12 protein-coding genes are annotated in these 15,223 nt (G+C 64.0%); 7 read left to right on the top strand and 5 right to left on the bottom strand.

Annotation, left to right across the window (positions count from 1 at the left end):
* Window positions 1–67: 67 nt before the first annotated feature.
* Both N0P34_RS03425 and N0P34_RS03420 read right to left on the bottom strand, forming a co-directional pair.
* Window positions 68–190: a hypothetical protein gene (locus tag N0P34_RS03425; protein WP_275605616.1), complete on the bottom strand. Its 123-nt coding sequence runs from the start codon at window positions 188–190 to the stop codon at window positions 68–70.
* A gap of 117 nt (window positions 191–307) precedes the next feature.
* Window positions 308–784 (bottom strand): carbon monoxide dehydrogenase subunit G, encoded by a 477-nt coding sequence (locus tag N0P34_RS03420; protein WP_275605615.1) that lies wholly within the window; start codon window positions 782–784, stop codon window positions 308–310.
* Window positions 785–993: 209 nt separating this feature from the next.
* Between N0P34_RS03420 and N0P34_RS03415 the strand changes: the two genes are divergently transcribed.
* The 3 genes from N0P34_RS03415 to N0P34_RS03405 are packed head-to-tail and all read left to right on the top strand — an operon-like array spanning window position 994 to window position 4,725.
* A complete protein-coding gene (locus N0P34_RS03415; protein ID WP_275605614.1) occupies window positions 994–2,211 on the top strand; it encodes a cell surface protein in 1,218 nt (405 codons plus the stop codon).
* Window positions 2,212–2,243: 32 nt separating this feature from the next.
* On the top strand, window positions 2,244–3,182 hold the full coding sequence (locus N0P34_RS03410; protein ID WP_275605613.1) for a DUF6384 family protein: 939 nt from the start codon (window positions 2,244–2,246) through the stop codon (window positions 3,180–3,182).
* Window positions 3,183–3,186: 4 nt separating this feature from the next.
* On the top strand, window positions 3,187–4,725 hold the full coding sequence (locus N0P34_RS03405) for a hypothetical protein (RefSeq protein ID WP_275605612.1): 1,539 nt from the start codon (window positions 3,187–3,189) through the stop codon (window positions 4,723–4,725).
* Window positions 4,726–4,839: 114 nt separating this feature from the next.
* Here the strand turns inward: N0P34_RS03405 and N0P34_RS03400 are convergent, their stop codons facing one another.
* Window positions 4,840–8,331, bottom strand: coding sequence for a peptidoglycan-binding protein (locus N0P34_RS03400; protein WP_275605611.1), 3,492 nt, complete (start codon window positions 8,329–8,331; stop codon window positions 4,840–4,842).
* Between the two features lie 166 nt (window positions 8,332–8,497).
* Here N0P34_RS03400 and N0P34_RS03395 point away from each other — a divergent pair, with 166 nt between their 5' ends.
* The 4 genes from N0P34_RS03395 (at window position 8,498) to N0P34_RS03380 (ending at window position 11,453) form a co-directional block, all read left to right on the top strand.
* Window positions 8,498–9,178: a response regulator transcription factor gene (locus N0P34_RS03395; protein ID WP_275605610.1), complete on the top strand. Its 681-nt coding sequence runs from the start codon at window positions 8,498–8,500 to the stop codon at window positions 9,176–9,178.
* 56 nt (window positions 9,179–9,234) lie between these two features.
* Entirely contained in the window at window positions 9,235–9,633 is a 399-nt protein-coding gene (locus tag N0P34_RS03390; RefSeq protein WP_275605609.1) for a VOC family protein, read from the top strand.
* Between the two features lie 129 nt (window positions 9,634–9,762).
* Window positions 9,763–10,689, top strand: coding sequence for a sulfite exporter TauE/SafE family protein (locus N0P34_RS03385; RefSeq protein ID WP_275605608.1), 927 nt, complete (start codon window positions 9,763–9,765; stop codon window positions 10,687–10,689).
* Window positions 10,686–11,453 carry a TIGR02186 family protein gene (locus N0P34_RS03380; protein ID WP_275605607.1) on the top strand — a complete coding sequence of 256 codons (768 nt, stop codon included), beginning with the start codon at window positions 10,686–10,688 and terminating at the stop codon, window positions 11,451–11,453. The genes N0P34_RS03385 and N0P34_RS03380 overlap by 4 nt, the downstream gene beginning before the upstream one ends.
* Window positions 11,454–11,478: 25 nt before the next feature.
* On the opposite strand, the gene pdeM is transcribed toward N0P34_RS03380, so the two are convergent.
* Together pdeM and N0P34_RS03370 are read right to left on the bottom strand one after the other, a co-directional pair.
* Window positions 11,479–12,141 (bottom strand): ligase-associated DNA damage response endonuclease PdeM, encoded by a 663-nt coding sequence (gene pdeM, locus N0P34_RS03375; protein ID WP_275605606.1) that lies wholly within the window; start codon window positions 12,139–12,141, stop codon window positions 11,479–11,481.
* 405 nt (window positions 12,142–12,546) lie between these two features.
* Window positions 12,547–15,036, bottom strand: a complete 2,490-nt coding sequence (locus N0P34_RS03370) for a ligase-associated DNA damage response DEXH box helicase (protein ID WP_275605605.1) — start codon at window positions 15,034–15,036, stop codon at window positions 12,547–12,549.
* Between the last annotated feature and the right edge of the window lie 187 nt (window positions 15,037–15,223).

Here is a 15,223-nt window from a genome sequence, read left to right as displayed (position 1 = left end):
CTTATTTTTCCGGATGGTCAAAATTGGGCGGCGGCCGCTTTGCCCTGTATTGCACCGGCCGGCGGCCCTAGACGCGCTCGATCATCGCCGCGAGCAACGTGCCCAGATCTGCGTCCGCATAAAGCGTCACCAATACGGCTGCTGCGGCGATGAGATAGAGGGCTAGGCTGTCACGCGTCTGGGAGGTCATGGCAATTTAGTTCAAATTGGAGGGAGTGGACGTCCCGTTCCTACACCCTCCCCTCCGGCCAGATTATGGCCGAGAGCGGTCACATTGCGGCATGGTTAAGCTCTTGTTAAAACGGGCTTATTGGGCAGGGTCGGCACGCTCCAGCGCTTCGATATCGGCACCCATTGCCGCAGCAAAACGCTCGAAGAACCCATCGATGACCCGTTGCGCCGAATTGCCGATCAGCGCCTTGCCCATCTTCATGATCTGGCCCGAGGCACCGCCTTCGGCGGCAAAGTCGAGCAGCGTATCCTCGCCCGCATCGGACAGCACGACATCGGCCGCACCCTCGGCGAGGCCCATCAGGCCGCCCTTGCCCCGGCCGGAAAGCCTGTAGCGCTCGGCAGGCGTCACATTGGAAAGGGCCAGCTCGCCTTTGAAGACAGGCTGCATGATGCCGAGATTGACCTTGATCTCGAGATCGAGCGTGCCCTCCCCCGACCAGGCGATATGGCTGCATCCCGGAATTGCTGCCTTGAGCATGTCGGGATCGTTGAGCGCAGCCCAGACGGCGTCGCGCCGCGCCCCTATACGATAGCGCCCACCAAAGTCCATCCGGCTCTCCTCGGAAACGAATATGATGCGAAAAAACAACGTTCTATCGCATGTTCATTCGGCGCTCTTTACCTGCGGCTTTTTCGCACCAATATGGACTAAATAGTTGCCGAATGGCGCTGACGCAATTGTCAGCGGGGTCGGCAGCAGCAATCTAGGGCGCATAGGCGCTGCTTGCCCACAAGGGCGGTACTCTCAGGGAGCGACGAATGACCGATCAAGTGACCACTGCCACTGCCTCAACCAGCTCGGCGATCGCCGAACGGCCCCTGCAGTATCTGGACAAGGCGGTCAACGCCATCCGCGATCTGGGCATCTGGCCGGAGAACCAGGGCGAGCAGCCGATCACCGGTCTTTTGAGCCAGATTACCGAACTCGACGAAACCCGCGTTATCCTCATCGGCCGCACCCTCAGCCAGGCTTCTGCCTTCAATGAAGTGGTGCGCGAACAAGTCGCCGCCATGAAGATCGGCGAGCGCTACGAGGAGATCACCAAGGGTTTCGACTCGATTCGCGATGACGCCAAGATGATGGTCGACCAGCTCCAGGACAATAAGCTGGACCTGGTGGAGCGCGTTTCCAATGTCTGGATGAAGGTCAGCCGCGGCGACATCGCCACGCGCTTCAACAAGATCCGTGACACCTATCTGGATGTCACCAAGGACACCAAGGATCAGATCGACCGCGAGCAGACCATCCTCGAGGCCTATCGGGACTTCCGCGGCGCCCTCAAGCAGTCCGAAGTGATGGCGCTCGAAGTGCTGCACACCGCAGAAGGGCGGCTCGAAGAAAAGAAGAACATCCTGCAAAAATCCGCCGACGAGCTTGCCGCCTATGCCGGCAACGTCCCGGCCGATCGCGCCCGCCTCGAAATGGCGCGCGACGAGCGCCTGCGCGAAATGCAGAACGAGGAAAAGCGCTACCAGATCGCCAAGGATCTGTCGGACAATCTGACCATTTCCTACAATACCTCGGAAGTGGTGATGGCGCGCCTGATGCAGACCACCAACGCCAAGGAACGCGTCTACCAGCAGTCGATCTCCTTCTTCTCGACCAACGAGACCGTTCTGACTGCCCTGTCGGCCTCCTTCACCGGCATGTTCGGCCTGCATGAATCCACCCAGACGCTGAACGCGATGAAGGAAGGCATGTCCAAGAGCCTCGAGACGCTCTCGGAAATCGGTGACAAGGTGCAGGAAGAAGCGGTCAAGGCCGGCTACGGTCCCACCGTGCGCGCCGACGCGGTCAAGAAACTTGTGGATTCGGTGGTGAACTTCCAGGAGAAGAGCCGCACCATCATCAACGAGATGCGTGTCGCCTCGACCAAGAATTCGGCGGAAATCCGTGACGCCGTCGAAGACGGCAAGCGGCGCCTTGCAACGCTTGCCGCCGAAGGCAATGCGCTGCTGCTCGAAACCCGGAACTGAGACACGGCTATCCAAGGGAATATAGGCGCAGGATGAGTGACGCGACGGCCAAGCCCGCTGCTCCCCTCGATGAAGTCATGCTGGCGATGGACGTGGTCGACACGCTCCGTCACCGGCAGGACCTGGCGATCCGCGAACTCGACGGTGCGGCCCGCGAGGCTCAGCTCATCGAGCGCTTGCGGGACATCTATCACCAGCAGGGTATCGAGGTTCCCGACCATATCCTCAAGGAAGGTGTCTCGGCCCTGGCCGAAAGCCGCTTTACCTATGTTCCGCCTGCACCGGGCCTGGGCACGACCCTGGCTCGGCTCTATGTCGGTCGCAAGCGCTGGGGCAAGCCCGTCGGCGCGGCGCTGCTCGCCCTTCTCGTCCTGGGCATAGGCTATTTCGGCGTCTGGCAGCCTTATACGGCCGGCCAGGCGGCACGGGCCCGCATCGAATTGACCGAGGGCCTGCCCGCCCGGATGGACGCGCTGCGCGAAACCATTTTCGAGGAAACCAAGGTCCAGCAGGCCGTTGTGCAGGCCGATGCCCTGGTGGCCCGCGGCAAGGCCTTTGCCCAGGAAGGCAATCGCGCTGGAGCCGTCGAGGCCGTTGAAAGCCTGACCGCCCTGCGCGACCAGTTGCGGCAGGAATATGTGCTGCGGGTCGTCAACCGCCCGGATGTGCAGTCGGGTTTCTGGACGTTTCCCGAAATCAACACCGCAGCCACCAATTACTACATCGTCGTCGAGGCCCTGGCGCCGGACGGCCAGGTGCTGTCACTGCCCATCCTCAACGAGGAGACGGGCGAGACCGAGACGGTGCCCATCTGGGGCGTCCGTGTGCCCGAGAGCGTTTACAATGCCGTGGCCGCCGACAAGCGCGATGACGGGATCATCCAGGCCAATGAAGTCGGCCGCAAATCGGATGGCTTCCTCGATGTGGAATATCTTATGCCCGTCCAGGGTGGCGCGGTGACCCGGTGGTGATGCGATGAGTATTCGTGGTCCAGAAGCCCTCGCCAGCCTCGAAGAGGCCATGCGCGACATTCGCCGCGAGGAAGACGAGATTTCCCGCCGGCTCGCCCGCTCCTCCGAGCGAATCGCCAAGACCAAGGAAAGCGAGGCGGAACTGTTCCGCCAGCTGGCCAAGCTGCGCCTTGATCCAACCGTCCAACCCGACCTCGACGGGCGCCTCTCCACGGCAGAACTGAAGGCACGCGAAACGCTCAAGGGCCACGCCAAGGCCGTGGAAAAGGCCGAGCGGGCCATCGCCGAACTCGAAACCGAGCGCACGGCACTGGTCGAGCAACGCCGCCAGGCCACGATCCGTCTCGGCGACCGCCAGGACAGGCTCAAGGCCATGGGCAATGAGCAGGCCGAAAGGCTCGCCGCCTCGCCTGAATTCCAGACCCTGCGCCGGACCGCCGAAGAATTGGGCGAAATCGCCGAGCAGTCGATCCGCAAGACCGAATTGGCCGAGACCGATCGCGACCAGAAGGGCCATGTCTACCGGGACGACCCGCTGTTCATGTATCTGTGGGACGCCGGATATGGCACTTCGGGCTATCGCGCCAACAATCTGGTTCGCTATTTTGACGGCATGGTTGCGCGCCTGGTCGACTTTCACAAGGCGCGGCCCAATTTCGCCATGCTGAATGAAATTCCACTGCGTCTGCGCGAGCACGCCGAGCGCCAGGAGCAGAACGCCCAGGCCGCCGAGGCCCAGCTGGAAAACATGCGCGACGCCGCTGTCGACGCCGCGGGGGGCAAGCCCCTGCGCGACGAGATCGTGCGCGTCCAGGCTGAGATCGAGGCGGTCGATGCCCAGATCCTTGCCTGCGAGGACCGGCGCGACGAAGCCGCACGGAGCCTGCAGGACCTGGCCGAGGGTCGAGATCCCGCATTCGAGACCGCGGCCAGCGAATTGGCCGCCGCACTGGAACGGGAAGACATGAAAACGCTCCTTGCCGAGGCGCGGCTGACCCGCACCGGCCACGACGACACCATCATCGCCCAGATCGACGAGGCGCGGGCCCGGCTGCGCGAAGAAGACGGGGAAACGCGCGACCAGCGCGAGCGGCTCAAGATCCTGGCGGCCCGCCGACGCGAGCTTGAGGACATTCAGTGGGAGTTCAAGAAGCAGCGCTTCGACGACCCCCGCTCGAGTTTCCGCGAAGACAAGCTGGTGGGCGATCTGCTCAACGATTTCCTGCGTGGCGGCATTTCGGCCGCCAGCTATTGGGATCATTGGCGCCGCAGCCAGGACTGGTCTCCGGGTAGCGATTGGGGGGCCAATGCTGGCTCCCATCGCCCCGCCAAGGCATCGCCCTGGGCGGAGAATGGCGGCAGCACCTTCCAGTGGCCCGACACCAGCTTCGGCGGCGGTTCATCCCGCAAGAACAAGCCGACCGGCGGCTTTGGTGGCGGCTGGGGCAGCGGATCGAGCGGCGGCGGCGGTTTCTCCCGCCCGCGCACCGGCAGCTCGGGAACGCGCAAGAATTCCGGCTTCAAGACAGGCGGCGGGTTCTAGATCTCTCGTGATTGGCGCGATGGAACGGCCTCTGCCGGCATCGCCTCCCAAGACGAAAAAAGGGGCTCCTCGGATTGCTGCCGAGGAGCCCCTTTTCATTCTTTGACTTTGCGATCAGACCGGCTGGCTGCCGAGCACGGCGAGCAGGCGCGGGTTGATCACGCCGCTTTCGGACATGCCGGTGCCCCGCTCGAAGGCGCGGATGGCCTCGGCGGTCTTCGGGCCGGCAACGCCATCGGGCGTGCCGACATCAAAGCCCAGCTTGCCGAGGGCCTGCTGCACGCGGGTCGTTACGTCGCGCGCCGATATGGTCTCGCCAGGATTGAAATTGGCCATCCAGGTGCCGATCGGAGCAAAATTGACGTCGAGCACCACCGGCTTGATCGACCAGTCCTGTACCGCTTCGCCGATGCGGCTGACCGCCTCGGCGGACAGGGATTTGGCGATGTCGTCGCGGGCCTGGGCAGCGTCCTTGTCCCCGCTCAGCGCTGCCAGCGAGAACCATTTATACGATTGCTCGAAATCCTGCTCGATGCCCAGCCCGCGGGCATAGAGCATTCCCAGATTGAACTGGCTGTCCGTCATCCCCAGGCCGGCGGCCTCGGTGAACCACTGCGCGGCAGCTTCGAATTGCTGTTCGCCCAATTCGCCGCCGGCATAGAGCGCGGCCAGATTGTGCATGGCCATGCGGTTGCCCGCTTCGGCGGCGCGCTGATACCAGAGTCGGGCCATTTCGAGGTCCTTCTCCACCCCGGTGCCGGCTTCGTAGAGATTGCCCAGACGATACTGGGCCGGCGCGAAGCCCTGCGCGGCCGACCGCTCATACCAGCGGGCGGCCTCTTCGATATTCTGGCCGACGGCGCGACCCTCGGTAAAGATGGCGCCAATCTCGAACTGGGCGCGGGCGTCGCCATCGGCAGCGGCCTGGCGCAACTCGAGCGGCCCGACGCCCTCTGCTGGCAGATCAAAGCTTGCGACGGCCTCTTCGGCCTCGTCTGGAGCGATCGATGCCAGGGCGATGGGTTCGTTGGTTTCTGCCGACGACAACAGGCCAGGCATCGGCACCGCCAGCGGATCCTTGGAGAAACTGGCCGGTGCAGGATTGATCGAGCCCACAGTGGTGGCGTCGATCATGTCGATGATACGGGGGGCGACGAAGGACTGGTCGTCCGAGGGTGCCGGATTGGCCGGCAGCGGGGCCTGAGGCGCGGCCTCGGCGACGGGCTGCGTTCCGACGCGCTGGGCGGCACTCCGCTGCAGCACCAGATTGAGCGTCAGGAGCGAGACGGCCACGAGGGCGGCGGCCAGCAGCAGCGGCCGACGATGGCGCTGGAGGAAGCTCGGCTGGGCGGCGTCGAGCGCTTCCACGTCGCTATCCGAAGCGGCTGGGGGCACGAATTCATCGGCGATAGAGGGCTCTGCGCGCTTCGGCTTTTTGTGTAGCGCAGCTTCGGCGGCGGGGGCAGGCTCGGCCGCAGCGGGCTCACCGAGGCTTTCGGGCTTTGCGACTGGCCGAACGCGGGCCAGCGCCCGGCTGATCAGCGAACCACCCGGCGCCTCGACGACAACCTGTTCCTGGCGCGCGCGCTGAGCCCGACGGGCCGCGGCAACGAAGGTACTGGTATTGCTGACCGGTGGCTCCACCCCCGGGACCACCGGAGCGGATGGCATGGGCGTGAAGGGTTCTTTTTCGCTCAGCGCGAAGCTCGACTGTGGACGGGGCGGCCGCTCGACGTGATTGGGGTCGAAATGCGGGCGATCCGGCTCGGCTTTCTTTTCTGCCGGAGCATGCCGGGCGACCGGGACAGCCGTCTGGGCCGCGGGAGCGGGTTGGCGCGCCGGCACATCCTTGAAGCCCTTGTCGATCAACGGGACCTCTTCGACCGGATTGTCCGGCATGGCATCACTGCTGCCGCCCGAAAGGCGCGACAAAATAGTATCGAGGCGCAGGCTGTCTTCCTGCGGCAGATGGAAAGGATCGGCCGCTTCGGGCGCCGCAATTGAAGCCGAAGATTGCGCAGGCTGGGCGGAGCGGGACGCCAGGGTCGCCTCCAGCCGGGCCAGTCGCTCGGCCGTATCGCGGCCCGCCGTGTTGAGCAGCGCGGTCATGCGCTTTTCGAGCGCGTCCATGCTGGTTCCGTCCATGCCGGCAGCCGGGCCGCGCGCCTGGGCGACGGCCAGCGAGGTCTTTTCGGCGACGATGTCGGCCAGCGTCTCGATATCGGGCTGCTTGTTGACTGAGCGGACGAGGCTCGAAATGCGATCTTCGATGCTCTTGAGGCTCTCCGGACCGAACATGGCGACCGGCGCCGGCGACTTGCGGGTCACGGCATCGCTGGTGCGCTCGGCCACCATCGTGGCCAGCGATTCGAAATCCGAGCGCTCGCTGGCATCGTGATAGAGCCGGGCAAGGCCATCGAGCTGGGACCCGGCCTCGTCCATGCGCGACATCAATTGCTTGAGCTGGCCTTCGACGGCGCTGGTATCGACAGGCGCGATGCGGTCGCTGAGCGCTTCGATCTTGCTTTCGATGCGCAGGAACCGCGGCTCCATCCCTTGCAGCACGGCGTTCTGCAGGCCGACGATTTCGGTTTTGAGCGCGAGGACATCGCCATTGCCGCTGTCGACGCCGTCCATGCGGGCGACCAGAGCCTCAACCCGATCGACGAGGATATCGGGCGATCCGGCCTGGTCCCGCATTGCCTGGGTAAAGGCCGCCATTTCGGACGTCAGGCGCTCGAAATCGCCCGAGGACAGCGCAAGGCTTTTTTCGATGGCGTCGATGCGATCGTAGACGCTGCGCACGCTGTCTTCGATGGCGTGCATGGCCGGTTCGAGCTTGGCCGCGCCCTTGCCTTTTGGCGCAGCGTCTTCGCGCTCCTGGCGCACGATTTCGCGCTCCATCTGCTGGGCCTGCAATTCGGCGAGCTTGCCCACCGTGGCGGACACATCGTCGAGCCGCGCATTGATGGCGCCGAGATCGACCTGGGCCCCCTTTTCGATCATGGCGCCGAGGCCGGCAATCTGGGCCTCGAGGCGCTTGACCTGGCCCGTCTCCCCGACCGCGCCCGCAAGGAGCTCGACCACCTGGGTCAGCTGCTCAACCTGGCTGGCGACTTCCATGACCTGGCTGGAATTGCCCCGCTGCTGGCGCAGATCGCCTTCGAGCCGCCCCAGCCGGTCGCTGATACCGTGGACCAGGCCACTCAATTCGCGGAATTCCGGTGCGTCGGCCGGACGACGGTCGATTGCGGAAATATTTGCCGCGCCCTGGCGGCTGCGGATTTCGGCAATGGCCGAGGTCAGGGCGTCGTCATCATCGTCATGGCGATCGTCGCGCGGGCTGAAACGATCGACGGCGCGCTTGACCGTGCGCAGCGCCTCGCGACGCCGCAGCGCCGGCTCGGGCGCTTCCACCTGATCGCGGAGATACCGAACGCGCTGGGAGAGACCACCCAATGCACTTTCATCCCCGGCGGGGCGGGCAAAGCGGCTTTCAACTTGATCGAGCAGCGCGACCAACTCGCCACGCAGCGCCTGCCACTCCCCGCCACTGGCGTTTCGGGGTGTGTCGGCGTAATCCGATTGAGGATAAGCGCGGGCCATGTTCAGTCCCTGTCAAATCTAGACATCTCCCCCGCGATGCATCACGAAGGTCTAGCGGTCACTCTTGGGAAAACATGGTAAAGAACCCGTTAAGGATTGCCGCAATATGCAAGTGCCCTGGCCGTGAATCAGTGATTTTCGTGCGGTCTGGTGTTTTTTGGAGAGTATGAGGCTCATGACACGTCGACGTATCATCATCGTGGATGACCACCCGCTGTTCCGGGCTGCCCTGCGGCAGACCCTTGCCGTGGGCGATGCGACGGTCAATGTCGAGGAAGCCGGAGACCTCAACAGCTTGAGCCAGTCGCTCGACGCCGAACGCGATTGCGATCTCGTCCTGCTCGACCTCAACATGCCCGGCGTGCGGGGCTTTTCGGGCCTGCTGCTGCTGCGCGCCCAATATCCCGATATTCCGGTAATGATCATTTCGGCCGTGGAAGACGCAACCGTCGTGCGCCGGGCTTTCGAGCTGGGCGCTTCGGGCTATCTCCATAAATCCGAAGGCCCGACCGAAATCCGTCGCGCCATCGAGACGGTTCTCGCCGGCGAGGTTTTCGTCCCCAAGGGCACGACGCTGGGCGCCGAGGACGAGCAATCGGCGCTGATGAAGCGTCTGGCGACCCTGACCCCCCAGCAGGTTCGCGTGCTGATGATGCTCAGCGACGGACTTATGAACAAACAGATCGCCTATGAGCTGACGATCTCGGAGGCCACTGTGAAGGCCCACGTCTCGGCCATTTTGCAGAAACTGGATGTCGACAGCCGCACCCAGGCCGTGATCGCGGCAGCGCGCATCGAGGATGGCCAGTTCGAGGCGCTGTTTGCGACGGGCGGCGAAAAGTCCTAACCTGTCCGTCAGTAGAGCGATTTGCCGCCGCGCGTGGCCAGCAGCAAGAGGTGGCCATGAAGCCCAAGATTTCCATCATCACCATTGGCGTCGACGAACTGGAACGGGCATTCGTGTTCTATCGGGCCCTGTTCGAGATTGCCGACGAGCAGATCGGCGCCGGGGAAGACCATGTGGCCTTCTTCTTCGACGAGGATTTTTCCTTCGTGCTGTTCCCGCGCGAGCAAATCGCCCAGACGGCCGGCAAGCCCGAAGCGCTGGAAGGCACGCCCGGTTTCGTGCTCAGCCATCGGGCCGAATCGCCCGAGGCTGTGGACGCCATTCTCGAACGCGTACTGATCGCCGGCGGCACCATCATCACGCCGGGCACCGAATCCGAATGGGGCTATTCGGCCTATTTCGAGGATACGGAAGGCAATATCTGGGAATTGATGGCCACCCCGACCGCCAATTGATCCCGCAGCGCCGGCCTCGCTGATGATTTAGCCGGGATATCGCCAAAAACTGCCGTTCTTGACCTCTTGTTGACAGACTGCCCGCTAGAATAGGGCCCTATACGCATTTTCTGAACGGGACCCAGGGTCTTGCAGGTCTATCTGCCGATCGCCGAGCTTTCCGTGAACCTCTTCTTTCTCGTGGGGATCGGAGGGGCGGTGGGGTTTTTGTCGGGCCTGTTCGGGGTGGGCGGCGGATTTTTGCTGACCCCGCTGCTGATCTTTTCGGGCGTGCCGACTTCGGTGGCGGTGGCCTCGGTGACCGGCCAGGTGGTGGCCGCCTCGACCTCGGGGGCGCTCAGCCATTATCGGCGCGGCGGCATCGATCTGCATCTAGCGCTCTATCTCGTGCTCTCCGGCATATTGGGGGCCTTTGGCGGCGTCGCCGCCTTTTCGCTGCTGCGCCAGGCCGGCCAGCTCGATCTCGTCATTGCCCTCGGCTTTTTGATTTTGCTGGGTTTTGTCGGCCTTCTGATGCTGCAGGAGGCGGTGCGCGCCATTCTCAAGCAGCGCCAGGGGATCGTCGTGCGCGAGCGCATGCCGCACCAGCACAGCTGGATCCATGGCCTGCCCTGGCGCGTCCGCTTCAAGAAAAGCCGGCTCTATATTTCGGTGCTGCCGGTCCTCGCCATCGGCCTCTTCATCGGCTTTGTCGGCTCGCTGCTCGGCGTCGGTGGCGGCTTCATCATGGTGCCGGCGCTGGTCTATCTGTTGCGCGTGCCCGGCAATGTGGTGATCGGCACCTCGCTGGCCCAGGTGGTGGCGATGATGGCGGCGACCACGATCCTGCACGCCGTGCAGAGCCAGAGCGTCGATATCCTGCTCGCCTTCTGCCTGATGGTGGGCGGTACCGCCGGGGCCCAGTTCGGCGCCGCAGCGGGTAAACATCTGCGCGGCGAGCAGCTGCGCGGCCTGCTCGCCCTGTTGGTCCTGGCCGTCGCCATCCGCTTTGGTCTCTCGCTGGTGCTGACCCCGTCCGATGTCTTCTCCATGGCGGTCATGGGGGCGGCGCGATGACCAAAATCCTCGTCATCATTGGCTTTTGTCTCGCCCTTCTGACGCCGGCGGCGGCGCAGAACGCCCGGCTGGTCTCGACCCTGTCCAATGACACGATCGAGATCACCTCGAGCTTTGATGGCGAGCGGATGACCTTTTTCGGCAATATCGCCCCCGAGGCCGGCTCGGGGCAGCGCTTTATCGAGGGGCCGTTCCACGTCATCGTCGTCATTCTCGGCCCCACCCAGGACCGGGTGGCCCGGCAGATGACGCATAATTTCGGCATCTGGCTCAACACCGACGAAGTGGCCTTCCCGCGCTTTCCCAGCTATTTCCACGTGCTGGCCAGCGGGCGGCTGCGCGAGATTTCCGATGCCACCACCCTGACCAGCAATTTCATCCTGCCCGAGGCCCATGCCATGGTGCCCAATCCGGCCGGCTGGTGGAAAACCCTGGTGTTCGGGCGCGAACTCATTCGCCTGATGACCGAGGAAAACCTGTTCGGGGTGCAGGAAAACGGCGTCAATTTCCTCTCCGACACCTTCTATTCGGCGCAGCTGATCCTGCCCAGCAACGCCCCGCCCGGGCCCTATATCGCCCAGACCTATGTGTTCCGGAATGGCGAGATCATCGCCCGCAAATCCGAAGGCTTTGCCGTGCGCAAGATCGGCTTCGAGCGCTTCCTCGCCCAGTCGGCCACTCAATATCCGCTGATCTACGGCATTTGCTGCGTCATCCTCGCCCTCTTCACCGGCTGGCTCGGCGGCGTTTTGTTCAGGCGCTGAAAGCAGTTGAGCGAACTTATCCCGCTTATCCCGCGATCAGACGTCGCGGCGAGACGGGATAGGCGCGATCCCGGCCCAGCATGGTCACTTCCACCGAGGGCCAGTTTAGCAGGCCCGAAAAGGCCGGGGACAAGATATTGATCGCCCCGGTCGAGGCGCCATAGGCGGGCAGGATCATCAGGCGATTATCGTGCACGAAGCAGGGTTTTCGCGTTGAGCGGCCATTGATGAGCAGTCGCGCCGCCGGGTGAAGATGCCCTGATATCAAGCCCTTGGCGCCCTTTTGCGGCTCATGCGCGAGGGTGAGGCCATCCAGCTCCAGCACTGAGAGACAGGTGCCGCCAATGGCGTGCGGCACGGGGTCGTGATTGCCCGACAGCCAGATGCAATCGACCATTTTCGTAATCGCATCGAGTCGCATTCGGTCGGAATTGGTTAGCAGAATGCTAGCATCTGGCCGGTGAAAACTGTCACCCAGCGAAACAAGGCGCTTCGCCCGGGTGCGGCTGAGATCGGCTTCGAGGCGGGCAAGGGTGAGCCCGGTATCATAGGGGGGCAGCATCTGCCCCTTGCGGGCGAAGCTGGCCATTTTTTCGAAATGGAGATCGGCCACCAGCAGCGTTTCGCGCGCATGCCAATAGAGCCCGCCAGAGGGGAGTGGTTCGAAATTGTGACCGGCAAAGCGCAAGATCTGTGTCTCCGTGATCTCGGCTCGTGAAAACGAATAGTTCAATTTCGCCCGCGCATCTGTCTGCCCGCAATGGAGCGTTTGCCGCCTTCTAGCAGATTCGGAAATGTTCCCGAAGTGTTCCAATGGTCGCGGGACGCCCCCACCTAGTCTCCCCCTGAAGCAGGGGGAGGGACCGTGCGGTGCGGCGGAGAGATTGGGAGCCCAATACTCTCCTCCTTCTTCATGGGGAGGCCGGGTGGGGTGAAGGTCCTCCTCGGCGGCTTCCCTCGGGCCTGACCCGAGGGCCACTATCCGCGCGCACATTGCAGGAATCGAGGCTCCCCGAATGGCCCTCGGGTCGAGCCCGAGGGAAACGCGGTGCGCAGGCTTAGCCAGTGCCAAAAGACCAAAAACCCCAAAACCCTAAAAGACTTCGCCCATGGATTCGCGCAGCAGTTCGTCGGCGGCTTCGGCCATGGCACTCTCGCGGGCTTCGCCGAAGATCGGCTCCTTGCCGATGTCGAGGAGGATGGGCACGGCGAGGGGAGAGACGCGTTCGAGGGGCTTGTGGACAATGTGGGTGCGGACCCGGGCGAGCATCTGGCCAAGGCGCTCGATGTCGAGCAGGCCGCGCGCGGCATCGCGTCTTGTGGCCTCGATGAGAATGTGGTCGGGCTCATGCTGGTAGAGCACGTCGTAGATGAGGTCCGAGCTCATGGTGATCTGGCGCCCGGTCTTTTCCTTGCCGGGGTGACGGCGCTCGATGAGGCCGGCGATGATCGCGCAATTGCGGAAGGTGCGCTTCATCAGGGCCGATTCATCGAGCCAGGATTCAAGGTCATCGCCCAGCATATCCTCGTCGAAAAGTTCGTCGAGCGAGAGCCGGTCGGTGCGGATGAGGGCCGAGAGATCGCCCAGCCCCCAGATGGCCAGCGCATATTCGGAGGCGACAAAGCCGAGCGGACGCGCACGCATGCGCTCGAGCCTTCGGGTGAGCAGCATGCCCAGCGTCTGGTGGGCGAGCCGCCCCTCGAACGGGTAGCAGACGAGGAAATGATTGCTGCCGCGCGCAAAGGTTTCGACCAGCAGGCTGTCGCGGCGCGGCAGGACGGAAAAATCGCGCTGCAGGCGCAGCCAATCGGCGACCTGGTCGGGCAGTTTGTGCCAATCGTCGGGGCTGTCCATGATGCGGCGGACACGCTCGGCCAGATAGGTCGAGAGCGGGAAACGCCCGCCCATATAGGAGGGAATTTTCGGGTCCTTGGCGAAGGCGCGGGAGACGAAGGCCTCATTGTCCTTCATGCCCTCGAAGGCGACGATTTCCCCGCCAAAGACAAATGTGTCGCCCAGGGTGAGCGTGCCGAAGAAATATTCCTCCATTTCGCCCAGGACCCGGCCGCCCGCGCCGATGGGGCCAGTGGTGCGGCCCTGCTTCTGCCCCCTGCCCCGCACGAGGCGCACCCGCACCATGGGCTCTTCGACGATGGTGCCGATATTGAGCCGGTATTGCTGGGCCACCTGCGGATTGGCGATGCGCCACAAACCGTCTTCGGTCTGACGGAGCCGGGCATAGCGCTCATAGGCGCGCAGGGCATAGCCGCCGGTGGCGACGAAATCGAGGATGCGGTCGAATTTTGCCCGGGGCAGATCGCGATAAGGCCAGGAGCGGATCACCTCGGCATAGAGATCGTCTGCATGGAAGGGCTCGGCGCAGGCCATGCCCAGCACATGCTGGGCAAGCACGTCATAGCCGCCGGGGAGTGGGTCTTCGCTATCCTGATGCCCCTCGGCCACGGCCTCGACGGCGGCCTCGCATTCGAGCACTTCGAACCGGTTGGAGGGCACGAGCAGGGCTTTTGAGGGGTCATCGAGCCGATGATTGGCGCGGCCGATGCGCTGCAGCATGCGCGAGGAGCCCTTTGGAGCGCCCACCTGGACGACGAGATCGACATCGCCCCAGTCGATGCCGAGATCCAGCGTCGAGGTGCAGACAACAGCTTTCAGATCGCCCGAGGCCATGGCCGCCTCGACCTTGCGGCGCTGCTCCACCGAGAGCGAGCCGTGGTGCAGCGCAATGGGCAGCAATTCGTCATTGATATTCCAGAGCCCCTGGAACAGCATTTCGGCCTGGGAGCGGGTGTTGACGAAGAGCAGCGTCGTCTTGTGCTGCTTGATGATCTCGTAGAGCTCATGATGGGCATAGATGGCTGAATGGCCGGCCCAGGGCAGGCGCTCTTCGGTTTGAAGAATAGCGAGCTCGGGGCGCGCGCCGCCGACCATGTGCAGGAGATCGGTGCGGCGCTGCGGCAGCGGCTCGGCGATCCAGTCGCGGAGGATTTCGGGCTGGGCGATGGTGGCCGAGAGCGCGGTGATGCGCAGATCGGGCGCCATGCGCGCCAGCCGGGCAAGGCCGAGCGCCAGGAGATCGCCGCGCTTGGAGGCGACGAGGGAATGGAGCTCGTCCAGCACCACCCGGCGGAGCGAGGAAAACATCAGCTCTGCCCGGGGGTGAGAAATGAGCAGGGCCAATTGCTCGGGCGTGGTCAAGAGCACATGCGGCGGACGGGTGCGCTGGCGGGCGCGCTTGGATGCCGGGGTATCGCCGGTGCGGGCCTCAACGCGGATGGGCAGGCCCATTTCGGCAATGGGGGTGGAAAGATTGCGCTCGACGTCCACCGCGAGGGCTTTCAAGGGCGAGAGATAAAGCGTGTGGAGGCCATCGAACTTGCCGTCGACGAGATCGGTCAGCGTAGGGAGAAACCCCGCCAGCGTCTTGCCCGCGCCGGTGGGGGCGATCAGCAGCTGGCTCGCCCCATCCGCATAGGAGGCAAGCACATCGAGCTGGTGCTGGCGCGGCGCCCAGCCGCGCGAGGCGAACCAGGACGAGATGACGGGCGGGAGTGCGGTGCTCAAGCTCACCCCCACCTAGCCTCCCCCTGGGAGGGGGAGGTTGGGTGGGGGGCTCTGGCCACCAGTCCCAAGCCCCCGAGAGGTTCGCCGTGTCATTCCCGCGCAAGCGGGAACCCCTGTTGAACGGAGGTCCCCGCTTTCGCGGGGATGACTAGGTGAAAATGAACTGTTCCTCGGCAAGTCCTGCTCA

Source organism: Devosia sp. FJ2-5-3 (assembly GCF_029201545.1).
Taxonomy (GTDB): Bacteria; Pseudomonadota; Alphaproteobacteria; order Rhizobiales; family Devosiaceae; genus Devosia.
Note: the sequence above shows the minus strand (reverse complement) of the source record. Positions and strands in the feature narration are given on the sequence as shown.

Excerpts from the sequence above, each read along its gene's own strand:
- N0P34_RS03425 (WP_275605616.1), bottom strand. The coding sequence starts at position 190 with ATGACCTCCCAGACGCGTGACAGCCTAGCCCTCTATCTCATCGCCGCA.
- N0P34_RS03420 (WP_275605615.1), bottom strand. The coding sequence starts at position 784 with ATGGACTTTGGTGGGCGCTATCGTATAGGGGCGCGGCGCGACGCCGTC.
- N0P34_RS03415 (WP_275605614.1), top strand. The coding sequence starts at position 994 with ATGACCGATCAAGTGACCACTGCCACTGCCTCAACCAGCTCGGCGATC.
- N0P34_RS03410 (WP_275605613.1), top strand. The coding sequence starts at position 2,244 with ATGAGTGACGCGACGGCCAAGCCCGCTGCTCCCCTCGATGAAGTCATG.
- N0P34_RS03405 (WP_275605612.1), top strand. The coding sequence starts at position 3,187 with ATGAGTATTCGTGGTCCAGAAGCCCTCGCCAGCCTCGAAGAGGCCATG.
- N0P34_RS03400 (WP_275605611.1), bottom strand. The coding sequence starts at position 8,331 with ATGGCCCGCGCTTATCCTCAATCGGATTACGCCGACACACCCCGAAAC.
- N0P34_RS03395 (WP_275605610.1), top strand. The coding sequence starts at position 8,498 with ATGAGGCTCATGACACGTCGACGTATCATCATCGTGGATGACCACCCG.
- N0P34_RS03390 (WP_275605609.1), top strand. The coding sequence starts at position 9,235 with ATGAAGCCCAAGATTTCCATCATCACCATTGGCGTCGACGAACTGGAA.
- N0P34_RS03380 (WP_275605607.1), top strand. The coding sequence starts at position 10,686 with ATGACCAAAATCCTCGTCATCATTGGCTTTTGTCTCGCCCTTCTGACG.